This is a genomic window from Buttiauxella agrestis (assembly GCF_900446255.1).
GTDB classification, from domain to species: Bacteria; Pseudomonadota; Gammaproteobacteria; order Enterobacterales; family Enterobacteriaceae; genus Buttiauxella; species Buttiauxella agrestis.
The window spans coordinates 51,875-78,243 of record NZ_UIGI01000001.1; the positions used below are offsets into that span (position 1 = coordinate 51,875).

A 26,369-nucleotide genomic window follows, 5' to 3' on the forward strand; every position below is an offset into this window, starting at 1 on the left:
TTATCCAGGATGTCCTATGAAAAAGGTCCTGTTTTATTTACTGCTATTGGTATTAGCGCCAATAGCAGTCCTGATCATCATTACGCCTATGGACAGCCAGAAGCAGTATATCTTTGGCTTTATTAGCCTTGCGATTCTGTTTTTATTAGGCTTCAGCAAAAAGCACAGCGTCTCGATAATCATGATGCTGGTCTCGGTTTTGATGTCGACGCGTTATATTTATTTCCGTGCGACACAAACGCTGCACTTTAATTCTGAAATAGAAGCCATTCTGGGAATAGGGTTATTTTTAGCTGAACTTTATATCTGGGTCGTTTTATTACTGAGTTATCTGCAAACCGCTTTCCCATTAAAAAGGGGAATTGTGCCGTTGCCGGAAGATACGTCGACCTGGCCGACGGTGGATGTTTACGTCCCGAGTTATAACGAAAGCCTCGAAGTGGTACGCGATACCGTGCTCGCTGCGCAATGTATCGATTACCCGCGCGACAAGATCAAAATCTATCTGCTTGATGACGGTAAACGGCGCGAGTTTGCGGTGTTTGCCGCAGATGCGGGCGTGGGTTACATCACGCGTAACGATAACTCGCATGCTAAAGCCGGGAACCTCAACCACGCCATGAAACTCACCAAAGGTGAGCTGATCTGCGTATTTGACTGCGACCACGTCGCCACGCGTATTTTCCTGCAAGCGACCGTCGGTGCGTTCCTGAAAGACCCGAAACTGGCTCTGTTGCAGACTCCGCACTATTTCTACTCGCCCGATCCGTTCGAGCGTAACTTATCCGGCGGGAAAAACATTCCCAACGAAGGCGCGTTGTTCTACGGCCCGATTCAGCAGGGGAATGACAATTGGAACGCGACATTCTTCTGCGGCTCCTGCGCAGTGATTCGCCGTAGCGCACTCGAAGAAATCGGTGGTTTTGCGGTAGAAACCGTCACCGAAGATGCGCACACCGCGTTGAAAATGCAGCGCCTTGGCTGGAAATCCGCGTTCCTGGATATCCCTCTGGCGGCGGGCCTTGCGACTGAGCGCCTGGTACTGCACGTGATTCAGCGAACCCGCTGGGCGCGCGGCATGACGCAAATCTTCCGCCTCGATAACCCGTTATTTGGCCGTGGCCTGAAATGGCAGCAGCGTCTGTGTTATCTCAACGCGATGCTCTATTTCCAGTTCGCCTTGCCGCGCGTGGCGTTTGTGACGGCGCCGCTGGCGTATTTGCTGTTCAACCTGAACATCATCCACTCCTCGGCGAGTCTGATTTTTGCTTACGCCCTGCCGCATCTGATATTGAGCATTTACCTCAACTCACGCATGAACGGACGCTATCGCTACAGTTTCTGGGGTGAGATTTACGACATGGTGATGGCTTTCCACCTGGTTCTGCCGACGGCCGTCACGATGCTGTTCCCGAAACGCGGCAAATTCAACGTGACCGATAAAGGCGCGCTGTTGAACGTCGGATACTTCGATTTCAGCGTCGTGCGTCCGCATATGATTGTCGCGGTTTTACTGGCCGTCGCGGTGGTCGCCGGGATAGTGCGTGCCTGCGCCCATGACTATTTCGGCGTGGATCCGAATGTTATCGCGCTCAACGTGGGCTGGGGGTTATATAGCCTGGTGTTCCTGCTAGCGGCGATTGCCGTCGCCCGTGAAACGCGTCAGACCCGTAAAACCATTCGTATTGATGTCGATATTCCCGTGGTGATCCACTACGCCAGCGGGATTTCATCGCGCAGTAATACGCTCGATTTGTCGATGGGCGGCTGCCGAATTGCGGTGCCGGACGATCGCCATCTCACCGATGAAATTGAAGAAATTGAGCTGCAACTGAAGTCCGGCTCCATCAGTATTCCGGTGCAAGTGATTGCCAACGACGAACAGGCGATTCGCCTGCAATTTGAAGAGATCCCACTCGACCGTCGCCGTGAGCTGGTGCGCGTGGTTCTGGCGCGTGCTGATGCCTGGATTCACCCACCGAAGCCGCAGGATAACCCGTTCCGTTCCCTGCTTATCATCATCCGTTGTGTGTTTGACTTGTTCTGGCTGACCTGGAAATCACGTCGCGAAAACCGCCGTCTGCGCCAGGAAGAAGCGAAGCGTATGGAAAGTGCCAGTGAGGACAACGTGACATGAAACGGATGACCGTTAAAGTTTGCCAGTTATTGCTCGCGTTAAGTGTTTTAAGCTCGCCCGTTATGGCCGAAGACACCACGACGGTAGAGTCACAAATTCCGCTGGATTTACCGGCACCGGACGTTGCTTCTCCGGCGGTCGTGGCCCCGTCGTCGCCATCGGTCTTCACGCCGGGCAACGTCAGCAGTATTACCGTGGCGCAAATGGGCCAGCCGCGCGGCGTCATGCTCAGTGGCGGCCAGTTGCAGGCAGGGATCGACTTTACGTTGCCCGCAGATCAGGTCATCACCAATGCGCAACTGCTGCTGAATCTGAAAGTGTCTCCGGCGATGGCGGCACGTAACACCACATTGCAACTGATGATGAACGGTCAGCCGTTGGGGACGGTGCCGCTAGGTTCTGCGGACAGCGATGTCTCGAATTACCAGCTGGACATTCCGGCGGCGATGGTGGTGTCGAGCAACAACATCAGCTTTAAAATCAACGATGGCGATGCGTTACTGTGCCTGCGTGACCTGTCTGATAAATACCAGGTCACGATCATGCCGACCACGCGCCTGGATCTCGAAGGCCAGCAGTTGAATATCGGTGCGGATCTCAGCCATTTCCCGCGCCCATTCTTTGACTCAATGCAGATGACTCCGGCCTCTGTGGCGTTTGCCTTCCCGGCCAAAACGCTGCCTGAGCAGGTGAGTGCTGCGGCCCTGGTGGCGTCCTGGTTGGGGATCGAAGCGGATTACCGTGGGATTTCCTTTAACGCGCTGCACGACAAATTGCCCGAGAAAAACGGCATTCTGTTTGGTAAGCCGGGCGACCAGATTGGCGGCCTGACGTTACCTGCAACGCAAAAACCGATGCTGCAAATCATCGATAATCCCGGCAACCCGGTTTATAAACTGCTGTTAGTGGTGGGGAATTCAGATCAGCAACTTCGCGCGGCAGCGTGGCGTTTAACTCACGGTAAATTTGACGGGCAAACCGCCAGCACCGCCGTTGAAAACCAGGTGATTCCGGTGAGCAAAGCGTATGACGCGCCGCGCTGGATTTCTACCGAACGCCCGGTGCGTTTAACTGAACTGATGCGCAAAGACCAAAGCCTGACCGCAACGGGGATCTGGCACGAGCCATTAAGCGTTGCCTTCCGCGCCGCGCCGGATTTGTTCTTGTGGGATGGCGATACGATCCCGATGAAAATCGGTTATCGCTTCCCAACGGAAAACTGGATAGACGAAGAGCGTTCGTACCTTTCCATGACGTTCAACGGCACCTTCCTCAACAACCTGCCGGTGAACAAGCAAGGTGCGCTGGAAACGTTGTGGCGCAAAGTGGGCGGCGATGCACGTCAGGAACATTACAACCTCGCGCTACAACCGTATCTGATTTACGGCGACAACCAATTATCGCTGTACTTCAACATCCAGACCAAAGAAACCGCGCCGTGTAGCGTGCTGCTTAATAACAACATTAAGAGCCGTATCGATGATGATTCCTGGATTGATTTGAGCAAAACGCGCCACTTCTCGCTGCTGCCAAACCTCTCCTATTTCGTTGGTGCTTCGTTCCCGTTCTCCCGCTTTGCGGATTACTCACATACCGTTCTGCTGCTGCCTGAAAACCCAGGTGAGACTGAAATCAGCACCCTGCTGAATATGGCGGCTCGTTCGGGAAATGCGACCGGGGCATCGCTTAACAACAACGCGGTGATGTTTGGCCTGCCGACCGGCGGCGCGAACCTGCAACGCCTTGAAGAAAGCCATGTGCTGGCGGTTTCGACCATCAATCAGAATGCGTTCAACCGCACGTTACTGGCGCAGTCGCCATTTACCAGCAATGAGCATTCGTTCGGCGTTCGTGAACGTTCAATCTGGCAAAAAATTCAAAGCTGGATAGAAGGCGACTGGGGTTCGACGGGTATCGCCGCCGACCGCTATTTCTCCTCTAACGAAGCGTGGCGCGGGTTTGTGAGTTTCCGTTCGCAATGGAACCCGGATCGCGTGGTGGTGATGGCGATTGGTAGCACCGACGAACAACTCTCACGGCTTCAGACGGATCTCAGCTCGGCCCGAATCAACGCCAGTATTCGTGGCGATGCGGCGATCATTACCGATGAAAACGGGGTCCGCAGTTTCCGTGTCGGCCAGCAGTTCCCGAGCGGCCAAATGCCGTGGTACATGATGGTGGTCTGGTATGCCAACCAGCACTCCGCCTTCCTGGCCATTTTAGGTTTGTTGTTCGCCACGGTAATCGGCCTGAGCTTGTATGCCTTACTGAAAAAACGCGCACAAAAACGTCTTAATCCACAGGATGATGGTAAGTAAAGGTGGTGCTCAATGACTTATAAAAACAAAACTGCCCGGCACCTGTTAACTCTGTGCTTCTTTGGTGGCCTGACGTTGAGTGCGACGGCTGCGGATAATAATCCGGCGTTAAAAGCGTTGTTTGATCAGGCTAACTACTGGCATGAAAAGTCACACGACGAGCTGGCGAAAGAAGCGCTGCAAAAGGTGTTGATGGTTGACGCCAACAACACCCAGGCGATGTACCTGATGGCGTTGTGGTCGCAGCAGGCCGGAGATATCAAAGGTGCCACACAGTGGCGCGAACGCCTTGCGTCTGTTTCGCCGCAGGATAACAATTTGCAGGCGTTAGATAACGCGAAACAAATTCAGCAAATCCCTCGCGGGCAGTTGGATTTGGCTCGCCAGCAAGCACGCAGCGGCAACGTTCCCGCCGCCCTTGCGACCTGGCGTAATTTGTTTAACGGCGACCAACCGCCGCCAAGTCTTGCCCCGGAATATTACCTGACGATGGCGGGCGATAAATCGCTCTACCCGCAGGCGGTGGCAGGTCTTCGCCAGTTCACCGCGCAAAACCCGCAGGATAACGGCGGGCGCATCGCGCTGGGTAAAGTGCTGACTTATCAGGAAGGGACGCGCCGTGAAGGCATGGACATCCTGCAAAATATGGCCAGTGGCAGCCAGGATGCGGACAAAGCGCTGCGCCAGGCGTTGTTGTGGCTTGGCCCAACGGCGAGCGACGAGCCGTATTATCAAACCTTCCTGCAACGCCATCCGAAAGATACAGCGGTGCAAGATCACTACCGTAAAAACATCGGCGGTGCGGCGAAAGGCGAAGGCTTTACCGCGCTTAATAGCGGGAATACCGATGCGGCGAAAAGCCAGTTTGAACAAGTGCTGCAAACCAACCCGCAAGACGCCGACGCGCTGGCAGGCATGGGTTATATCGCGCAACGTAAAGGCGATTACACCGCCGCCGCAGAATATTTAAATCGTGCGGCGAACCTCGGCGGTGAACAGTCCGGCGAGCGCAAACAGCAGGCCGATGACGCCGAGTTTTACGGGCAACTGGCGAGCGCACAGGCCGCGTTTAAACAAGGCAATATCAGCCAGGCGCTGGCACTCAGCGCACCGCTGGCGCAACAAAGCGGTGAACGCGGGACATCAGCGAAATTATTCCGCGCCGATGTTCAGCGCCACAATAAAGATTACGCCGCTGCCGAGCAGACGCTGCGCAGTTTGCTGACCGATCAGCCCAATAACGGCCCGGCTCGTGAAAACCTCTATTACGTGTTGCACGAGCAGAACAAAACCGCCGAAGCGCAGGCGATGTTACAAACGTTGCCTGCCAGTTTGCAGGCAAAATTGCAGCCGCGAGTTTCTGGCGGCAATCCTGCCGATCCGGTGCGGCGTCAGGCGCAACAGGCCGTCGCAAATGGCAATCCGCAACAGGCCATTGCGATTTTGCAGCAGGGCGTTTCGCGTTATCCATCTGACCCGTGGCTGCGCCTCGACTTAGCGCGTCAGCTCCAGAAACAGGGGAATAGCGCGGAGGCGAGCAACGTGATGTCGCCGTCGTTCCGCCCAAATGCCACCCATACCGAACTGTATGCCGGTGCGCTGTTTGCCAGCGAAAACAACGCATGGCAGCAAGCGCAGACGCTGCTTTCGCGTATTCCGGCCTCCAGCCAGAACAGCGATATGCGCTCGCTTGCGTCACGGGTGAACTACAACCTGCAAATGTCGGTCGCCGAACGCTATCTGGCGCAGGGCGATACGGTTGCGGCGGCGAATACCTTAAAAGCACTGGCTACGCGTCCGCCACAAAGCCCGGCTGATGCCGGTAAACTGGCAAAAATGCTGGCGCAATCTGGCGATGTCACTACCGCCGTGGCAATTGTGCGCGGCAACATGAGCCGTGGCGTGCAGGGCAATGCCGGTGATTACGGCGACCAGATTGCGGTGCTAAACCAGGCGGGCCTCGGGCGTGAAGCGCAGGCATTTCTGGCCAGCCCGGAATTGCAGTCGCGCAGCACCCCGACGCAACTGGCGAGTATTCGCAATGGTTATGTCATTAACGAAGCCGATCAGCTACGCACGCAGGGCAACTATGCGGCGGCGTACGACAAACTGATTCGTGCGATGCAAAACGATCCGCAAAACACCGACCTGATGTTTGCCATGGCGCGTTTGTATCAGTCCGGCAAAATGAACAAAGAAGCGGGTCTGGTTTACGACTATTTGATGACGCGCGACACGCCGCAACAAGATGCGCGTACGGGAGCAATTGACGTCGCGCTGGCGAATAAAGATGTCGATAAAGCGAAGCAGTTGGCTGCGGGTTTACGAAACGACGAATCCCCGGATCGCCTGCTGCTGCTGGCACGCGTGGCGGAAGCCGATGGCAATCACCAACAGGCGATGAGCTATTTACGCACCGCCCGTGGCAAATTAGTGGGCCTGCAAGGGGTTGAAAGCGGCACGGCGCCAACGCTGGGTGGCCTGGCGCTGGCAGATAACCCGTTCACCCCGAAAACGTCCGTTGCTCCGCAAGCTACCGCATCCAACTCGCTGTATGGTGAAGCGATGCCGTGGCAGGTCGCACAGCTGGCGCGTAATCCGCAAACCGCGCCTGTGGGCACGACGCGTACTGACTTGCCGGTTGAAACGGCACAGGCGGGCACGTTGCGCCAGGTCGATAACATGATGGAACAGCTTACCGAGAAAACCTCCACCTGGGCGCGTGGAGCGGTGTCGGTGCGTGGGCGTGATGGTGAAAGTGGCCTGAGCAAACTCACTGAAATTAAAGCACCGTTACAGTGGTCAACCGTGCCGTTTGGCGACTCGCGATTGGATTTGAACGTGACGCCAATCAGCCTGAACGCCGGGAGTTCGTCAAACGAGTCCAGCCGCCGCTTTGGTACGGGTGCTCTGATTCAGGGGCAAGTGGGCGAGGAGTTGTATAACGCTTCAACCACCACACCGCCAGAGCTGCCAAATATCGACAAGATAATCGTGCCGTCTCAGGGTTCGCAAAGTGCGGCGGGTGTCGAAGTGGGCATGGCGTTAACCGGCGAGCAGTACAAGCTGGATATCGGTTCCACGCCGCTGAGTCAGGATTTGAATACCGTGGTCGGTGGCGTGCAATGGTCGCCACAATTAACGGATTACCTGAAATTAGTGCTGACCGGTGAGCGCCGGGCGGTGGTCGATAGCCTGCTTTCTTATGTGGGTGTCGAAGACAAATACAGCGGCAAAAAATGGGGTCAGGTCACCAAAAACGGCGGTAGCGCACAGTTGAGCTACGACGATGGTGACGCCGGTTTTTATGCCGGTGTTGGCCTGTATAACTACCGTGGCGAAAACGTCCCGAGCAACGACAACTTCACGGGTAACGCAGGCGTTTATATTCGCCCGTACCATGCTGATGACCGCGAACTGAAAACCGGTATCAGCATGACTTACATGGATTACTCGAAAAACCTCAGCTACTTCAGCTACGGGCAAGGCGGCTATTTCAGCCCGCAGGATTACATCAGCGTCTCCTTCCCGGTGGATTATTCGCAGAAGTTTGATAACTGGACGATGTCTGTCGGCGCGTCGCTGGGCTACCAGTCGTATAGCCAGGACGAAAGCCCGTACTTCCCGACCGATTCAGCAATGCAGTCGCAACTGGAAAACTACGTGGCTAACGGCTTTGCCAAAGAGGCGTGGTACAGCGGCAGCAGCGAAAACGGCATGGGCTACAACCTTCGCGCCGCAGCCGATTACAAAGTGAATAAAGACATGACGATTGGTGGCCAGGTTGGATATGACACCTTTGGTGATTACAACGAAAGTACCGCGCAACTCTACTTCCGTTACCTGCTGGGGAATAATTAAGCATGAATGACGCGCAGCTTTTGAAATACTTTCAGAGTCAGCAAACGCAACCGGGCTGGTTCTCTCTGCTCCACATCATGATTGAAAGCATGGTGGCGAATGCGGGGGAAGGGGAAAGCCGCCAGTTTCTGGTGCAAATGGGCGACACCTTAGCCGGGCGTTTCCCATTACCTGTCGCAAGAACTGTGGGCGAACTCGAAACACAGATAAATGGCAGACTCGCCATTTTCAACTGGGGCTATATTGATATTGAGGTCAGCGAAACGGCGATGCTTATTCGCCATATGGCTTTACCTGTCCCTGGCGAAGAAGCGCAGCAGGCTTCCTGGAACAACGCTTTTAGCGCGGTTCTGGAAGGCGTGTACGCCCGTTGGATTCGCGATCAGGGTGGTAAACCGCATGTATCGCTGTGGCGCGAATCTTCACCGTCGACAACAGTGGTACACTTCAGATATCAAATTAGTCGATGAGGTGCTTCGATGTGGCAGCGATACAAAACGCTGATAGTGGCAATATTCGCTTTGATCTTCAGCCATCACGCGCTGGCTGATGGCGCATGGGATAGCTATAAGTCGCGATTTTTAATGCCGGATGGTCGCATCGTCGATACCGGCAATAAAAGCGTCAGTCACACCGAAGGCCAGGGTTTCGCCATGATGATGGCGGTGCTAAACGATGACCGTGACAGTTTCGATAAGATATGGGGCTGGACGCGTACGACCCTGAAAAACCCGGAAAATGGTTTGTTTTACTGGCGCTATAACCCCGTTGAAGCACAACCTATTACCGATAAAAATAACGCCACCGATGGCGATACGTTTATTGCATGGGCGCTGTTAAAAGCCGGGGAAAAGTGGAGCGACAAAGATTATCTCAATGAATCTGATGCCATCACCAAGGCGTTGGTTGCCCATAACGTGATTCGTTTTGCGGGCTACCAGGTGATGCTGCCCGGAGCTAAAGGCTTTAATCTCAACAGTTACGTAAACCTCAACCCTTCCTATTTCATCTTCCCGGCGTGGCAGGATTTTGCCAATCGTAGCCATTTAATGGTGTGGCGAGATTTGATCAACGACGGGCAGAAGCTGCTCGGGAAAATGCATTTTGGCAACCCGCAGCTTCCATCTGACTGGGTTTCTTTATATTCCGATGGGCGAACCGTCCCGGCAAAACAGTGGCCAGCTCGTTTTAGCTACGATGCGATTCGCGTCCCGCTTTATGTGTACTGGTTTAACCACAGCAGCCCGCAGTTACAGGTTTATAAAGCCTGGTGGGGGCGTTTCGCGCGTGATAAAACTCCAGCCTGGGTGAATGTCACCACTGGTGATCCGGCACCTTATATGATGGACGGCGGCTTGCTGGCGGTACGCGATTTAGTGCTGCAACCCGCAAGTGCCGCGCAACCGCAAATTACCGCGCAAGAAGATTATTATTCTGCGAGTTTAAAGATGCTGGTGGCGCTATCGACGAAGTGAGTTGATGGTTGGTGTCAGCCCCTCACCGCTATATTCATGGGTGCGGGGCTTTAGATTGATATTCGATCCGAAACCAGAATTGTTCTGCCCTTCTTTTTGTGTGTAAATCCTTTATGCCTGTTGATTATTAATAAAGGAGTCTACTCATGGCGAATTTAACATATTTAACACTTGTCGGACAAAATCAGGGAAAAATCTCAGCGGGTTGTATGTCGCTGGACTCTGTGGGAAATAAAGCACAAATTTCCCATCTGGATCAGATTCTTATTTATGAATTAACTCACGCCATTTCCCGCGATCAAAATGCTTGTCATCACCCGGTTATAATCACCAAACCTATTGATAAATCTTCACCTTTACTTGGCAAGGCTATTTCTGAGAACGAGATTTTGACATGCGATTTCGATGTCTATATGACAAATAAATTTGGTATTAATGAATTGTTCTACAAAATAAAGCTAACTCAAGCCCGAATGACTGATATTCATCTGACACTACCCAATAATTTAAGTGACCCTAACGGACAACCGCATGAGGTAATATCACTTTCCTATGAAACCATAACATGGGAACATTGTACCGCAGGAACCAGTGCATATAGTTTGTGGAGCGACCGAGTCTATTAAATATCATTAAAATAAATATTTGAAATTCCATTCATAAGTTATTTTTATAAATGCAATTTCACGGCAAGGAAAGTTGTCATCATTGAGAGGATGCAATGTTACATTTTGTAATGGACTATGCAAAAAGAGATGTGAAGAGTAAGAGACTAAAACTCAATTGTGGTCGGTTAGGCCAGTTCGATGTATTAAGCGGCCAGGAACCTTATACCAATATCCCAGAATGTTCATTTAAAAGCGGGACTGCTATCCCTCCGGGTAAATACTGGATCGTTGATCGGCCCGTAGGGAGTTTGAAGAATAGGGCAAGGGCGACATTTATTGATTTGTGGAAAAATACATTTATTAGTGGTGAAACGCCCTATCATCAAAACTGGTTTGGTTTATTCAGTGACAAAACAATGAGTAATGAACTCCCTGTTTATAATAAAATAAGAAGTGCTTTTTGCCTGCACCCATTAAATGCTGATGGAAGTGGTGTATCTGAGGGGTGTATTACTTTTTATAGTGTGCCTGATTTTTTATTTGTCAGAAGAGCACTATTACACCAGAGGAAAACTAAGGTGTTTGCAGTTGGTCAAAAACTAGAAGTTTATGGTTACATTCATGTAATAAATAATCCGACCATCCATGATGACTATAAAAATGGAAATTTGCCCGATCCCCATAATTTTTTCACAGAGTCTTTAGGTATTGATGATTATAATAATTTATTGCAAAGAGGCGAGGTGAGCAACGCATTGTTACGAGAGAATGCCTGCTATGGGCAGGCTGCAGATGATTTTCGGACATTTAGAGAACAACATAATAAATCTGAGTCAGATCTAAGAACGGGTGTTTCCATTACCATTATAAAATAGAGCTAAGTCTTGATGAAAATTATTATAAAACCTTATTTTTTGTTTTTTGGTTTGACGACTTCTATGCTGAGTGTTCTTTCTATAGTGTTTTATTTTAGAGACTTGACTCTATGGGTGTGCACTAAATGGAAACAACAAGCTGATATATTCGATAGGGTCTGCGATTTTTTCCAACTCGGTGTTACATGTTATTTTTTATATGGTTTTTTGTTCATGCCAGTTTTTTATATTATTATAAATAATATAGCGAATAAGTTTATTAATGCTAATGAAAAGAAACAATCTACAATTAAGCGTTTGTTTGTGCGGTCGTGTTATTACACATTTGTTTATATTATTAGCGTCAGTATAATGTCTTTAGCACTTATGATCCTTATGTATTTATTACCTCTGGACCTTATGTTTGATGATTTATATCATACCATGAAGAAGGAATACGGTTGGTATAGTGGTGGAGTATATGATTTTAATCCTCTGTTCGCTGATTTCTTAATATTTGTGCATACCATTTTACCTCTTTCTATTTGTCATGCCATTTCAAAGACCCTGAGGGAAACCCTCTCTGGAGATCCTTCACCTGAAAATGAGCAGGAATAGAAATGTGTTGTCAGGGTTTTCAACGATTGTTGTTACGTCGAAGGATGGGGTTTCCCCATGCCTCTTACTCACCAGAGAATCTTGCTTACAGAATTCCCCTATTCGGCCGCTACAACATCTAAAACCCACCACAATGCAGTATACTCAGCCTGCACAACAATATGTCTATCAGGGCACAGTCATTGCGGAGAGTTAGTTTGCGAGTCAGTCGTTCGTTAACGATTAAACAGATGGCAATGGTGTCAGCCGTTTCCGTGCTGTTTATTTTCATTTTTATCGTGGTTCAGCTTTTCCACTTTGTGCAGCAAAGCCGCTACGACACAGCCAGCCAAATGGAGAAAATCGCCCATTCGGTGCGTATTCCGCTGTCTGCTGCGATCCTGAAAGCGGATATTCCACAGGCTGAAGCCATCCTGAATCAAATTCAACCGTCTGGCATTATCAGCCGGGCAGACGTGGTATTGCCGAACCAGTTCCAGGCATTACGCCAGAGCTTTGCGCCTGAGCGCCCAATTCCGATGTGGATTGCTCGCCTGTTTGAGCTGCCGGTTCAAATTTCATTACCGTTGTATTCCCTGGAGCGCCCGGCAAATCCGCAGCCGCTGGCTTACCTGGTGCTGCAAGCGGATTCCTGGCGGATGTACAAATTCATCATCAGCACCATTTCAACGTTGCTGACGACCTATCTCTTGCTGGCGCTGATTTTGTCGGTTGCTATTAGCTGGTCGATTAACCGTTTGATCGTGCATCCGATACGCAATATTGCCCGTGAGATAGACAACCTCAGCCCGCATGATGCAGCGAGCCATCAACTCAAATTACCCGCGCTGCATCACGATGATGAAATCGGCATGCTGGTGCGCAGCTATAACCGTAACCAGCAGATGACGCTGCGTTTGCATGATGAAATGAGCGCCATGAGCACGCGTCATGTGGTGTCAGAGCTGCCCAATAAAGCGCTGTTGCTGGCGTTGCTCGAACAGCTTACGGCGGATGATAAAAAAAGTGCGCTGATTGTGATTGCCAGCGAAACCTTGCAGGACGCTGCCGGCGTGCTCAACGAAGAGCAACGAGAAATGCTGTTGCTGACGCTGGTCGAAAAAATCAAAAGCGTGCTGCCACCGAATATGGTGCTGGCGCAGCTTAGCGGCAACGACTTCGGTATTATCGCGCATGGTGTGCAAGATGCCTGGGCTGCTATGGCGCTGGCAAAGCAAATTCTCGCGGTGCTTAACGAAAAATTGCCGATTCAGTCAATCTCACTTAAACCAACGGCGAGCATTGGTATTGCGATGTATCTCGGTGGTTTAACGGCGGAACAGCTTTATCGTCGTGCGGTATCTGCCGCATTTTCAGCTCGTCGCCACGGTAAAAATCAGATTCAATTTTTTGACCCGGAACAGATGGAAATCGCTCAACGCCATCTGACTCAGGAGCATGATTTACTGAGCGCATTAGACAACCAGCAGTTTGCGATTTGGCTGCAACCGCAGGTCAATATGCGCACCCGCGAAGTGGTGAGTGCAGAGGTTTTACTGCGCATGCAGCAGCCGGATGGTAGCTGGGCGCTGCCAGAAGGTTTGATTGCGCGTATTGAAGATTGCGGGTTGATGTTCACGATCGGCAACTGGGTGCTTGAAGAGTCTTGCCGCGTGCTGGCGGGCTGGCAAAGTCAGGGCATCACCATGCCGCTGTGTGTGAACATCTCGGCGCACCAATTGCTGCATGAAGAAATGGGGTCGTCGCTACTGGAGTTACTGGTGCGTTATCGCATTCAGCCAGGCATGTTGATCCTTGAAGTCACTGAAAGCCATCGTATTGATGACCCGAAAAAAGCGATCAGTGTTTTGCGGCCGCTGCGTAAAGCCGGGGTCAGAATTGCGCTGGATGATTTTGGCATGGGTTACGCCAGCCTGCGCCATTTGCATCACCTGAAAGCGCTGCCGGTCGATGTCCTGAAGCTCGACAAGAGCTTTGTTGACGGCCTGCCCGATGACAACGCAATGGCGGGTGTGATTATCGGTATGGCGAAAACGCTGGGCCTGAAACTGGTGGCCGAAGGGATTGAGAACCAGGCGCAATGCGACTGGTTATTAAGCGAAGGCGTGACGCTGGCGCAGGGGTATTTGTTCTCCAGGGCGCTGACACTTAAAGAATTTGATGCACAATATTTGTCGACCACTCAGCAGTAAACCATTTGTTGCAAATGTTATTAAGCTGGCGCGAGTCAGTTCAATAATTTAACAATTATGTTTACAAATTAGCGCTGTATCACTTTTGGGTGTTTTTGTGGGTGTTATTTTTGGTGCCGCAGATCGAAAGGTTTGCGGAATCTTCACCTCTCAAGGACACCCTATGAAACTCTCTCTTTTCAAAAGCCTCTACTTTCAGGTTCTGACGGCAATCGCTATCGGTATCTTGCTGGGACATTACTACCCAGAGTTAGGCGCGCAGATGAAACCGCTCGGCGATGCGTTCGTTAAACTGATTAAAATGATTATCGCCCCGGTTATCTTCTGCACAGTTGTGACGGGCATCGCGGGCATGGAAAGCATGAAAGCCGTGGGCCGCACCGGTGCGGTGGCGCTGCTTTACTTTGAAGTTGTCAGCACCATTGCGCTTATCATCGGCCTGATTGTGGTTAACGTCGTTCAGCCGGGTGCAGGGATGAACGTTGACCCGGCAACGCTTGATGCCAAAGCGGTGGCGATTTATGCCGAACAGGCGCAACAACAAGGCGTGGTCGCGTTCTTGCTCGATGTGATTCCGGGCAGCGTGATCGGTGCGTTTGCCAGCGGCAATATTCTGCAAGTGCTGCTGTTCGCGGTTCTGTTTGGGTTTGCGCTGCACCGCCTGGGCCACAAAGGCCAGTTGATTTTCAACGTCATTGAAAGCTTCTCGCAGGTCATTTTCGGCATCATCAACATGATCATGCGCCTCGCGCCAATTGGTGCTTTCGGTGCCATGGCGTTTACCATCGGCAAGTACGGTGTCGGCTCGCTGGTTCAGCTCGGCCAGTTAATTATCTGCTTCTACATCACCTGTATTTTGTTTGTCGTGTTGGTGCTGGGTTCTATCGCGAAGGTGACGGGTTTCAGCATCTTCAAATTCATTCGCTACATCAAAGAAGAGCTGCTGATTGTGCTGGGCACCTCTTCTTCTGAGTCTGCGCTGCCAAGAATGCTCGATAAAATGGAAAAACTCGGCTGCCGCAAATCGGTGGTCGGGTTGGTGATCCCGACGGGTTATTCGTTCAACCTTGATGGCACCTCCATTTACCTGACGATGGCAGCGGTGTTTATCGCGCAAGCCACCAACAGCCATATGGATATCTTCCATCAAATCACGCTGCTGGTGGTGTTGTTGCTCTCCTCTAAAGGGGCGGCGGGCGTAACCGGAAGCGGTTTTATCGTGCTGGCGGCGACTATCTCGGCGGTGGGGCATTTACCGGTTGCAGGGCTTGCGCTGATTCTTGGTATCGACCGCTTTATGTCTGAAGCGCGTGCGCTGACCAACCTGGTCGGTAACGGCGTGGCGACTGTGGTTGTGGCGAAATGGGTGAAGCAGTTGGATGAAAAACAACTGACAGAAACCCTGAATAACCCACATTCCGCGAAAAAAGTGAGCGAAGTCTCTTCTTAATCCCCTTCAATTGCCCACAGCGACTTGCCCTTGCTGTGGGCTACTGCGCATAATTGACCCTTGTGCCATTTTCTTTGGCGTTTTTTTCATTTTTAAAGTGACGTTTTCGCGAAGTTGCGGTCAAACGGAGTGGTGATACGTCGCCTGTGGTGGCTATATTGCGTAATGCTATGTCGCCATTACACTTTTTAATCAGGATTGTTTTCCAGGGGTTAACATGCAGGGCACCAAAATTCGACTCTTAGCTGGCGGATTGCTGTTGGTCGCCGCCGCCAGTAATGTGCAGGCAGAAGCACTTCAGCCCGATCCAGCCTGGCAGCAAGGTACGCTTGCCAATGGTTTTCAATGGCAGGTCCTGGCCACACCTCAGCGCCCGAGCGATCGCATTGAAATTCGTCTGATGGTGAATACTGGCTCATTGACAGAGACCACCCAGCAGAGCGGCTACAGCCACTTTTTACCACGTCTGGCGCTGACCCAAAGCGGCAGCTTGCAGCCTTTACAGGCGCGTTCTCTATGGCAGCAAAGTGTGGACCCGAAGCGTCCGCTGCCACCGGTTATTGTCTCCTATGACTTCACGCTGTTTAATCTCAGCCTGCCAAATAACCGCAATGATTTACTCAAAGAAGCCCTGACTTATCTTTCCGACAGCAGCGGCAAAATGGCGATTACCCCAGAAACGGTAAACGTTGGGCTGCAAACCCAGGATATGGTCGTCACCTGGCCGATGGACACCAAAGACAACTGGTGGCGCTATCGTCTGCAAGGCTCCACGCTGTTGGGCCATGACCCAGCAGAAGATCTCAAGCAGCCTGTCGATAGCGAGCAGCTGAAAGCGTTCTACCAGAAATGGTACACCCCAGATGCGATGACGCTGATTGTGGTGGGTAACGTCGATAGCCGCAGCGTTGCCGATCAAATCAATAAAACGTTTGGCACCTTAACTGGCAAACGTGAAACGCCTGCACCGGTTGCGACACTTTCTCCGCTGAAACGGACGCCCGTCAGTTTAATGACTGACAGCGTGCGTCAGGATCGGCTTTCTCTGACGTGGGATAACGCCTGGACGCCGATTCGTGAATCTTCCGCGCTGCTGCGTTACTGGCGTGCCGATCTCGCGCGTGAGGCGCTGTTCTGGCATGTGCAGCAAAATCTCAGCAAGCAGAATATCCAGGATTTAAATCTCAGCTTCGATTGCCGTGTGCTGTATCAGCGTGCGCAATGCGGCATCAACCTGGAATCGCCAAATACCAAACTGGACGCGAATCTGGCGACGGTTGGGAAAGAGTTGGTGAGCGTGCGTGATAAAGGGCTGTCGCAAGAAGAATTCGATGCTTTGATTGCCCGGAAAAAGGCCGAGCTGGCTGGGCTGTTCGCCACGTACGCGCGGACTGATACCGATGTGCTAATTGGCCAGCGTTTGCGTTCGTTGCAAAACCAGGTGGTAGATATTGCGCCGGAACAGTACCAGAAGCTGCGTCAGGACTTCCTCAACAGCTTGACGCTGAGCGGGTTGAATCAGGATTTGCGTCAGCAATTATCGCAAGAAATGGCGTTAGTGTTGCTGCAACCGAAAGGTGAGCCTGAGTACAACATGAAGGATCTGCAAGCGACGTGGGATAAAGTGATGGTTCCGTCTAAGGCGCTTCCGTTAACGGATGAACCGAAGCAGGACGTGTCGGATATTCCGCCAGCGCAGTAATATCTGCCCTCACCCTAACCCTCTCCCACAGGAGAGGGCCGGGGTGAGGGTGTAATTAAGAAGGCATCGCCTCTTTCGGGATGATCGCGCCGCGATACTGAATCACGGTGCTCGCAGTCAAATGTCCGCGTTTCGCCGCTTCTTCTGCACTGCCGCCCGTCAAACGCACCGCCAGATAACCCGCGCTGAAAGAATCACCCGCCGCAGTGGTATCAATGACTTTTTCTTTCGGTAATTTAACCGCTGGCACTTCTAAGGTTGATTCGCCCTGAATCGCCACCAGGCAAGAATCCGCGCCACGTTTAATAACTACTTCACGCACGCCAGCCGCTTGAGTACGGTGAATCACTTCTTCAACCGGCTTCTCGCCCCACAGCAAATCTTCGTCATCCAGCGTCAGGAACGCGATGTCGGTGCAGGCCAGCATCTGCTGATAAACCTGCTGCGTCTCTTCACGGCTCGCCCACAGGCGCGGACGGTAGTTGTTATCGAAGATAACTTTGCAGCCATTAGCGCGGCACTGAGTCAGCAGCGCCATCAATTTTTCACGGCTTGCCGCGTTCAAAATCGCCAGGCTAATACCGCTCAGATACAAGTAATCGAACTGCGCCAGTTCGGCACAAATCGCCTGCGCCTGGTCGCTCTCCAGCCAGAACCGGGCTGCGGCTTCGTTACGCCAGTAATAGAAAGTACGCTCGCCGGTTGAGTCGGTTTCGATGTAATACAGACCCGGCAGACGGTGCTCCAGGCGCTGTGTCAGTTCGGTGTGAACATTTTCTTGCTGCCATGCGTCGAGCATTTGTTGGCTGAAGTTATCTTCACCCAGAGCCGTAACGTAATGGACTTCAAGATCGTCAGCATTAACCTGACGAGCGATATAAACGGAAGTGTTAAGGGTATCGCCACCAAAGCCGCGGCTAACTTCCGCACCTTTTTGCGACAGTTCAATCATACATTCACCGATGACGGCGATTTTGCGCGTTGGCATAGCAGTAGACCTGAATTAATGAAATTACCGCTAGTTTGATGGGCGGCTAAAAACGAGTCAAACAATTTAAAACGATGTTTCGGAAAACTTTGAGCTAAGGCAGTTTATGAGGGATGTGAAGCAACTCTCCTTCATTGCGGTTGTACTGAAAGCGAACATAAAGTTCTCATGCGCCACGCCGATAACTTGACGATGAGCCATCCGAGTTATCAAGGTAAACAGGACGTACATGATGAAGTTTAAGCAGATCACTCACCGGCTTAATACGCTTGAAGCGAGTGTCGAAAGTTTGCAGGAACGGCGGTTCTGGCTGCAATGCCAGCGGCAGTATACTTTCCAGCCGATCTATAAAATCGACGGTCATTTAATGGCGATAGAGCTGCTGACGGTGGTCACTCACCCGGATGAACCAGAAATTCGTATTCCACCGGATCGCTACTTCACGTCCATATCCAGCCGCTCACGCTTGATGGTTATCGAAGAGCAACTGAATCTGCTGGCCGAATGGGAATCTATTTTCCTCGGTTATGACATTCTGGCCTCGGTCAATGTGGATGGCCCGACGCTGCTGGCGATGAAGCTGCATCAGCCGATTCTGGCGCTCATTAATAAAATGCCATGGGTCCGTTTTGAACTGGTTGAACACATCACCCAACCGCAAGCCGTGACGCTTGCCGGAATGCACGAGTTTGGCCCGCTCTGGCTTGATGATTTTGGTACAGGCGTTGCTAACTTCTCGGCACTCAGCGAAATGCGTTATGACTACATCAAAGTCGCCCGTGATTTGTTCATCATGCTGCGCACCAGCGACGAAGGCCGCAATTTATTCACCATGTTGCTGCAACTAATGAACCGCTACTGCAAAGGCGTCATTGTCGAAGGTGTGGAAACGGAGGCGGAATGGCGTGACGTTCAAGAGTCACCGGCTTTCGCCGCGCAAGGCTATTTTCTTTCTCGCCCCATCCCCTTTGAACAGTTGGAAAATGTGCTAACTCGCCTCTCCTGATGCCGTTTTGGCCCCGCTCAACTATCTTTAGTTAAAGCGAGCCACATCAGGAAAGGGTGAAAGGCATGACTAAAACTGGAAAAATTGTTAGCGGTGTCGTCGGGGTTTTATTGTTGTTGGTTGTGGTGGCAATCATTGTGATTGCGACGTTTGACTGGAATCGGCTCAAACCGACCATCAACCAAAAAGTCTCGACAGAACTTAACCGCCCGTTCGCTATTCGTGGCGATTTAGGCGTGGTTTGGGAACGAAACCAAGAAGAAACGGGCTGGCGCAGTTGGGTGCCCTGGCCGCACGTTCATGCCGAAGATATTATTCTCGGTAACCCACCTGAAATCCCTGAAGTAACGATGGTTCACCTGCCGCGCGTTGACGCGACACTGGCCCCGCTCGCGTTACTCACCAAGACCGTCTATATCCCATGGATTAAGCTCGTGCAGCCCGATGCGCGAATTATTCGCCTGTCGGAAAAGAACAATAACTGGACGTTTAATTTAGCCTCAGACGGAAATAAAGATCCCAACCAGCCGCCGTCGGCCTGGTCATTCAAAGTGGACAATATTCTGTTCGACAAAGGCCGCATCGCGGTTAACGACAAAGTCACGAAAGCGGATATTGAAATCCTTGTCGACCCGCTGGGCAAACCCTTGCCGTTTAGCGAAATCGATGGCAAGAAACCCACGGGCAAAGATGCGGCAAAAGCCGCAGATTATGTCTTTGGCCTGAAAATGAAAGGCCGTTATAACGGCGCGCCGCTCGAAGGCAGCGGCAAAATTGGCGGAATGTTAGCGCTGCGCAGCGAAGGTGAAACCGCCTTCCCGGTGCAGGCAGATGTGCGTTCCGGCAATTCCCGTGTGGCGTTCATTGGCACCATAAACGATCCGATGAAAATGGGTGGCGTCGATTTGCAGCTTAAATTCTCCGGCGATTCACTGGGCAATCTTTATGATTTAACCGGTGTGCTGCTACCGGACACGCCGCCGTTTGAAACCGACGGCCATTTGCTGGCAAAAATCGACACTGAAAAAGGCTCGGTATTCCGCTACCAGAACTTTAACGGGCGCATTGGCGACAGCGACATTCACGGCTCGCTCACCTATTCGCAAGGCAAACCGCGCCCGAAACTGGAAGGCGATCTCGAGTCTAAACAGCTTCGTCTGGCGGATTTAGGCCCGCTAATTGGCGTGGACTCGGGCAAAGGCGCGCAACAGAGCAAACAGTCTGAGCAGGCTAAGGGTGAGAAAACCGTCCAGCCCGCCGACAAAGTGCTGCCCTATGACCGTTTTGAAACCGATAAATGGGACGTGATGGATGCCGACGTGCGCTTTAAAGGCGGCCGTATCGAACACAGCGGCACGCTGCCACTGAGTAACTTATCCACGCATGTAGTTTTGAAAAATGCTGACCTGCGGCTCCAGCCGCTGAAATTCGGCATGGCGAACGGCACTATCAGCGCCAATATCCATCTCGAAGGCGACAAAAAGCCGATGCAGGGGCGCGCGGATATTCAGGCGCGGCGTTTGCAGCTCAAGCAACTGATGCCAAAAGTGGAGTCGATGCAGAAAACGCTCGGTGAGCTAAACGGCGATGCGGAGTTGCGCGGGCGTGGAAACTCCATTGCCGAACTTTTGGGCAGTAGCGACGGCAATCTGAAATTGCTGATGAACGATGGGCTAATCAGCCGCAACCTGATGGAAATCGTCGGTTTAAACGTCGGGAATTACATCGTCGGGCAAATCTTTGGCGATGATGAAGTGCGGATTAACTGTGCGGCGGCAAACCTTGATTTACGCGGCGGTGTGGCGACGCCACGTATCTTTGCGTTTGATACTGAAAATTCGCTGATTAACGTTACCGGGACGACGAACTTTAAAAGTGAGCGGCTCGATTTAACCATCGATCCGGAGAGCAAGGGGATTCGTATCATTACGCTGCGATCGCCGCTTTACGTGCGCGGTACGTTCAAGAACCCGGATGCGGGGGTGAAAGCCGGGCCGTTGATTGCGCGTGGTGCGGTTGCGGCGGCCCTGGCGACGCTGGTGACACCAGCGGCTGCGCTGCTGGCACTGATTTCACCTTCCGAGGGCAGCGACAATCAGTGCAGCCGTATTTTGGGGCAGATGAAGAAGTAATACTCTCACCCTAACCCTCTCCCTGAGGGAGAGGGGATCGCTCGGTTTTCTCCCTCTCCTGAGGGAGAGGGCCGGGGTGAGGGGAAATAAACTACAAAGACAAATGACGCGTCTCTTTCGACACTAACAGCGCAACCAGCGTAATCGCTGACATCGCCGCCAGATACAAACCGACATAGAACAGGCCGTAATTCGCCTGCAACCAGGTGGCGATATACGGTGCCACCGACGCGCCCAGAATCGACGCCACGTTATAGGAGAACGACGCCCCGGTATAACGCACTTCGGTTGGGAACAACTCTGGCAGCAATGCCCCCATCGGGCCGAACGTTAATCCCATCAGGCTCAGGCCAATCAGCAGGAATGCCATCACCAGCGTTGGATTACCAGAGCCTAACAGCGGCTGGAACACGGCCAGAGCAAAGACAATCATCAGGCTGGTGATCACAATCATGCATTTACGGCGGCCAAATTTATCTGCCAGATAACCGGCAATAGGCACCATCACACCAAACCCGATCACCGCCATCATCAGCATCCACAGCACATCGTTGCGCGAGAAACCGAGGCCAACCGGCACGGCGGCGGTGCTGAACGTCATGGAGTAAACGGTCATGATGTAGAACAGCGTGTACGTCGCTAGCATGATAAACGTGCCGATAATCGTCGCTTTCAGGTGTTTAGTCAGCAGCGTACCCATCGGCACTTTCACCTGTTTACCGGCTTTGGCAATTTTGGCGAAAACCGGGGTTTCATGCAGCGAAACACGCACATACAGACCGATAATCACCAGCACTGCCGAGAGAATAAACGGCACGCGCCAGCCCCAGGACATGAACTGTTCGTCGGTCAGTAACCAGGAGAGCAGCAGGAAGGTGCCGTTGGCAAAGAAGAAGCCGATGGGTGCGCCCAACTGCGGGAACGAACCATACAGCGCACGTTTGCGCGGTGGTGCGTTCTCGGTTGCCAGCAATGCCGCACCACCCCATTCACCGCCCAGACCCAAACCTTGCCCGAAGCGAGCTAATGCCAGCAGCATAGGCGCCAGAACGCCGATACTTTCGTAGCTCGGCAGCAGGCCGATAACGACGGTGGAAACACCCATCGTCAGAAGTGATGCCACCAGTGTCACTTTGCGGCCTACGCGGTCGCCAAAGTGGCCAAATAGCGCGGAGCCAATCGGGCGAGCCACAAAGGCAATGGCGAAGGTAGCCAGCGACTGTAGCGTGGCGGCTGTCGGGTCGCCCTGCGGGAAGAAGATATGCGGGAAAACGATAACCGCCGCAGTGGCATAAATATAGAAATCGAAGAATTCGATAGCGGTGCCGACGAGCGAGGCTACGACGACTTTTCCGCGTGAGTTGACGGGTGTTGCGTCTGTTTCGGTATTGATTGAATTTGCGATGGTGGCTTGCATAGATTTTTCTTATTTATAGCGAACGAAGGGCCATATTACGCACAGCAAATAGGGCATTTCAACGCGCGCTTGTTCACCGCGCTGTGCGATTAACGAGCAATAAGAGGATAATTTTTAGTCCAGAAGAGAAGTATCTATGTCATGCTTCACACAAATAAAAATTCAGTGAATAAAACTGCTTTTAGGTTAAATAAAAGTTACAGGCTGGATTTATGTGCTGAAACGTTATCTCGCACCAGCCTGTTATTAATCAACTATGTGTTTTACCCGGCATTCTTGGGTCGTCTTTGTATTGTGCGGTGGCAATCCACGCTGCGCAAAACAGCGTCAGACGGGCGAAGAAGTAGAAGAACGCCATCAAACCTAAAACGGAACCAAATGCAGCGCCAGACGGTGAACTGACCAGTTTTGGCAGGCTGTAAGTCATGATGATTTTGATAACCTCAAAACCAATTGCCGCAATCAATGTGCCACGAATCAGTGCTTTCTTGCGTGGACGGTGGCGCGGAAGACGCCAGAAAATCCAGAAGAACAGCAGGTAGTTAGCAAAAATAGAGATCGCTAGCCCGACTAAATGCCAAACCGGTTTTAACCATTCGATACCGTCGAGATGCAAAAGAGTTATCAGGAATGCCTGAGCTGAACCGGCAACCGACGTGATAGATAGCGTCACAATCAGCGCCACCAACAAACCAATCAGCGACACTAAATCACGCAGATACTTTACCCAAAATTTCTCCTGATCTTGTGGGTTCCTTTCCCACTTATCCCGCGACTGAGCACGCACCGCTTCACGCAAATTCCCCATCCAGTTAATGCCGGAATAGAGCGCAATCAACAGCCCAACCAGGCCAACGGTTGTACGCTGTTGCACCGCCGTATTGATGGTGTTTTTCAGCGTGGCGGCAAGCGTTGGCTCGCTAACGTTGGTGAGGATTTTTTCGAAAATCTCTTCGAGCAGTGTGGGGTGTGACGCGAGGATATAACCGGCGGCGGCGAACGCTACCATCAAAATCGGAATCAGAGACAGGAATGAAAAATAGGTGATGGCTGCGCCAAACTGATTGCCCATACGGTCATTAAACCGCTCGGTGGCACGTAAAAGATGCGCGACCATCGGGCGTTTCGCGGCTTTATTGACACCGGCAATCGTATGATTAACCGTCTCATTTTTTGTCTTGATATTGACCAACGGCTCCGATTCATCGGGGTTCTCAGGCGCGGCAGGTTCGGGTTTTGGTTGCGTCTGAAATTTGGCGACAGGCTCATAATCGAGCGATTCAGTTGGGCGTTTCTCGCTATTATCCGATGTAGTCATCAGGTTATTTTTTCCTTTAGATAAAACAAGCTCTTCACGAAATTATAGCCTGGTGCTAATCGACATACCCTTTAACCAATCCCGTCAGCCATTCCATAAACAAATGAACGCGACGCGAAAGGTTACGGCGATGCGGATAAAGCAGCGAAACGGGCATCGGTTCGGCGCGATATTGCGGCAGGATCTCCACCAGTTTTTTACTCTTAAGCAGGTCTTTTACACCGATGCGTGGAACCTGAATAATCCCCAGCCCGGCCAGGCACGCAGCCTGATAGGTCTCCGTGCTGTTCACCGTTATCACGCCACCCGTTTTTATCCAGCGGGTGTTTTTGTCCTGCCACACTTCAAACCCCTGCGGGCGGCTGCCGAGATTGAGCGCGTAATGCACGACGGCGTGCGAGGCTAAATCGTCGAGGCTTTCCGGATAACCGAAACGCGCCAGATAGTCCGGGCTGGCGCAGTTAATTAAGGTGAGTTTCCCGAGTGGCCGCGCCACCAGGCCCGAGTCTTTAAGCTGCCCGACGCGTACCACGCAGTCGAACCCTTCGCGCACCACATCAACCATGCGATCGCTGCTGCTGAGTTCAAGTTCAATGCCAGGATATTGCTGCAAAAATGCCGGGAGCCTTGGGATAACGAGGTTTTTAGCGACGCCAACGGGCATATCCACGCGCAATCGGCCGCTGACACTTTTGGGATCTTGCAAAAAAAGCCCGTCCAGCTCGTCGAGGTTCGCCAGCAAGTCACGACAGCGCTCGTAATACACCATGCCGTCTTGTGTGAGCTGCACTCGTCGAGTCGTTCGATGTAACAACCTTGTTCCTAGTATGCCTTCTAGCGCCTGAATCTGGCGCGATACGCTACCTTTAGGAAGGCCCAGAGTATCGGCGGCGCGGGTGAAACTCTCCAGCTCGGCCACTCGGATGAACAGTTGCATTGCGTGTATTTTATCCACTTTATTTCCGCATTGTTGTTATGAGTGAAACAGTGATGCGCAACCAGCACTCTTTATTGATCTTGTAGCAGCTAATAAGCTTCACCTCAATCACCTGACAGCCATCAAAGGGGCAAATCATGAGTCAAACAATCGCATTAGTGACCGGCGGCAGCCGTGGATTAGGTAAAAACGCAGCATTGAAACTGGCTGCGCGTGGCGTGAACATTATTCTGACTTACAACAGCAAGCAGCAAGAAGCGCGGGATGTGGTACGCGAAATTGAGTTAATTGGTGTAAAAGCGGTGGCAATTCAATTGAATGTCGCCGAAAGCGCGGGTTTTGCTGCGTTTGCTCAGGAAGTGAAGCAACAACTGCACGACGTTTGGCAGCGTGATTCTTTTGATTATTTATTGAACAACGCAGGAACCGGCCTTGATGCGCTGTTTGAAAAAACAACAGAAGAACAATTTGATGATTTAATGAACATCCATTTGAAGGGACCCTTCTTCCTGACCCAACACCTGCTGCCGCTGATTAAAAACGGCGGGCGTATCCTCAACGTTTCTACCGGGCTGACGCGTTTTGCGTTGCCGGGCAAAGCCGCTTATGCCGCGATGAAAGGTGCGATGGAAGTGCTGACTAAATACCAGGCCAAAGAGCTGGGAGCGCGTGGGATTTCGGTGAACATTATTGCACCGGGTGCCATCGCCACTGATTTCGGCGGCGGTGCGGTGCGCGACAACGAACAGGTCGCCAATGCTATCGCGGCGCAAACTGCGCTGGGGCGCGTGGGGCAACCGGATGATATCGGCAATGCGATTGCGGTACTGCTCAGCGATGAGAGCGGCTGGATGAACGCGCAGCGCATTGAAGTTTCTGGTGGGATGTTCTTATAAGAGAAGGTTGGCAGAGGGTGAAATTCATCTCACCCTCGCTGCTTAAATTTATGTCAAAAATACTGAATGACTTGAGCGAATCATTCCGCTATCAGCTTTTCATGTACCGCACTATTCTTATCACATCGAAAGCGAACAGGCTTTCTCAACTAAATAAGCTCAAGGATACACATCATGAAAAGCATCAAATATTTTGCCGTAGTTATGACGTTGGCTGCTTCTTTCTCTAGTTTTGCAGCAACCACTCAGTCTGTTGAAAGCCAGAAAATCGGCACAGTTTCAGTGACCGGCGCGGCAAATATCGATAGCCTACAAGCGCAATTGCAAGCCAAAGCTGAACAGGCTGGCGCGAAATCTATCCGCATCATTTCTGCTGGTGGTGATAACAAAGTGTTTGGCGTTGCTGAGATGTATAACTAAGAATTCACGCTGTATGGGCCGCCGATGTGCGGCCCGTGTT

Annotated in this window: 19 protein-coding genes; 15 read left to right on the forward strand and 4 right to left on the reverse strand. The window is 51.8% G+C overall.

The genetic code is table 11. The annotated features are described in order from the left end of the window. The first annotated feature begins 16 nt into the window (after positions 1-16). From bcsA to DY231_RS00305, 11 genes are all read left to right on the forward strand, one after another. The gene (gene bcsA / locus DY231_RS00255) at positions 17-2,137 is read left to right on the forward strand and encodes a UDP-forming cellulose synthase catalytic subunit (RefSeq protein WP_115626856.1); all 2,121 of its coding nucleotides are present in this window, start codon (positions 17-19) and stop codon (positions 2,135-2,137) included. Next, positions 2,134-4,455, forward strand: coding sequence for a cellulose biosynthesis cyclic di-GMP-binding regulatory protein BcsB (gene bcsB, locus DY231_RS00260; RefSeq protein ID WP_115626857.1), 2,322 nt, complete (start codon positions 2,134-2,136; stop codon positions 4,453-4,455). The genes bcsA and bcsB overlap by 4 nt, the downstream gene beginning before the upstream one ends. A gap of 12 nt (positions 4,456-4,467) precedes the next feature. Further along, positions 4,468-8,316 (forward strand): cellulose biosynthesis protein BcsC, encoded by a 3,849-nt coding sequence (locus DY231_RS00265; protein ID WP_115626858.1) that lies wholly within the window; start codon positions 4,468-4,470, stop codon positions 8,314-8,316. A 2-nt stretch (positions 8,317-8,318) separates the two neighbouring features. After that, positions 8,319-8,786, forward strand: coding sequence for a cellulose biosynthesis protein BcsD (gene bcsD / locus DY231_RS00270; protein WP_115626859.1), 468 nt, complete (start codon positions 8,319-8,321; stop codon positions 8,784-8,786). Between the two features lie 9 nt (positions 8,787-8,795). Next, positions 8,796-9,791, forward strand: a complete 996-nt coding sequence (locus tag DY231_RS00275) for a family 8 glycosyl hydrolase (protein ID WP_115626860.1) — start codon at positions 8,796-8,798, stop codon at positions 9,789-9,791. Positions 9,792-9,937: 146 nt separating this feature from the next. Continuing rightward, positions 9,938-10,417, forward strand: a complete 480-nt coding sequence (locus tag DY231_RS00280; RefSeq protein WP_115626861.1) for an Hcp family type VI secretion system effector — start codon at positions 9,938-9,940, stop codon at positions 10,415-10,417. Between the two features lie 95 nt (positions 10,418-10,512). Beyond that, the gene (locus DY231_RS00285) at positions 10,513-11,274 is read left to right on the forward strand and encodes a DUF2778 domain-containing protein (RefSeq protein ID WP_115626862.1); all 762 of its coding nucleotides are present in this window, start codon (positions 10,513-10,515) and stop codon (positions 11,272-11,274) included. A 12-nt stretch (positions 11,275-11,286) separates the two neighbouring features. Next, positions 11,287-11,871, forward strand: coding sequence for a hypothetical protein (locus tag DY231_RS00290; RefSeq protein ID WP_115626863.1), 585 nt, complete (start codon positions 11,287-11,289; stop codon positions 11,869-11,871). Positions 11,872-12,068: 197 nt separating this feature from the next. Beyond that, a complete protein-coding gene (gene hmsP / locus DY231_RS00295) occupies positions 12,069-14,063 on the forward strand; it encodes a biofilm formation regulator HmsP (RefSeq protein ID WP_218568329.1) in 1,995 nt (664 codons plus the stop codon). A gap of 163 nt (positions 14,064-14,226) precedes the next feature. Further along, positions 14,227-15,513: a dicarboxylate/amino acid:cation symporter gene (locus DY231_RS00300; RefSeq protein ID WP_115626865.1), complete on the forward strand. Its 1,287-nt coding sequence runs from the start codon at positions 14,227-14,229 to the stop codon at positions 15,511-15,513. Between the two features lie 217 nt (positions 15,514-15,730). Beyond that, a complete protein-coding gene (locus DY231_RS00305) occupies positions 15,731-17,215 on the forward strand; it encodes a M16 family metallopeptidase (protein WP_115626866.1) in 1,485 nt (494 codons plus the stop codon). 55 nt (positions 17,216-17,270) lie between these two features. On the opposite strand, the gene kdgK is transcribed toward DY231_RS00305, so the two are convergent. Further along, positions 17,271-18,203, reverse strand: coding sequence for a 2-dehydro-3-deoxygluconokinase (gene kdgK / locus DY231_RS00310; RefSeq protein WP_115626867.1), 933 nt, complete (start codon positions 18,201-18,203; stop codon positions 17,271-17,273). A 232-nt stretch (positions 18,204-18,435) separates the two neighbouring features. Here kdgK and pdeH point away from each other — a divergent pair, with 232 nt between their 5' ends. Continuing rightward, positions 18,436-19,209, forward strand: coding sequence for a cyclic-guanylate-specific phosphodiesterase (pdeH, locus tag DY231_RS00315; protein ID WP_034499611.1), 774 nt, complete (start codon positions 18,436-18,438; stop codon positions 19,207-19,209). 65 nt (positions 19,210-19,274) lie between these two features. Further along, positions 19,275-21,341, forward strand: coding sequence for an AsmA family protein (locus DY231_RS00320; protein ID WP_115626868.1), 2,067 nt, complete (start codon positions 19,275-19,277; stop codon positions 21,339-21,341). A gap of 91 nt (positions 21,342-21,432) precedes the next feature. Here DY231_RS00320 and DY231_RS00325 read toward each other — a convergent pair whose 3' ends face one another. The 3 genes from DY231_RS00325 to DY231_RS00335 all read right to left on the reverse strand — a co-directional run bounded on the left by DY231_RS00325 (position 21,433) and on the right by DY231_RS00335 (position 25,031). Further along, on the reverse strand, positions 21,433-22,758 hold the full coding sequence (locus DY231_RS00325) for an MFS transporter (RefSeq protein WP_034499607.1): 1,326 nt from the start codon (positions 22,756-22,758) through the stop codon (positions 21,433-21,435). Between the two features lie 250 nt (positions 22,759-23,008). Then, a complete protein-coding gene (yhjD, locus tag DY231_RS00330; RefSeq protein ID WP_115626869.1) occupies positions 23,009-24,076 on the reverse strand; it encodes an inner membrane protein YhjD in 1,068 nt (355 codons plus the stop codon). A 55-nt stretch (positions 24,077-24,131) separates the two neighbouring features. After that, positions 24,132-25,031 carry a LysR family transcriptional regulator gene (locus tag DY231_RS00335; protein WP_115626870.1) on the reverse strand — a complete coding sequence of 300 codons (900 nt, stop codon included), beginning with the start codon at positions 25,029-25,031 and terminating at the stop codon, positions 24,132-24,134. A 119-nt stretch (positions 25,032-25,150) separates the two neighbouring features. Between DY231_RS00335 and DY231_RS00340 the strand changes: the two genes are divergently transcribed. Together DY231_RS00340 and DY231_RS00345 are read left to right on the forward strand one after the other, a co-directional pair. Beyond that, complete coding sequence (locus tag DY231_RS00340; RefSeq protein ID WP_115626871.1) at positions 25,151-25,909, forward strand: SDR family NAD(P)-dependent oxidoreductase; 759 nt, start codon at positions 25,151-25,153, stop codon at positions 25,907-25,909. A gap of 174 nt (positions 25,910-26,083) precedes the next feature. Then, a complete protein-coding gene (locus DY231_RS00345) occupies positions 26,084-26,329 on the forward strand; it encodes a YdgH/BhsA/McbA family protein (RefSeq protein ID WP_115626872.1) in 246 nt (81 codons plus the stop codon). Positions 26,330-26,369: the final 40 nt, after the last annotated feature.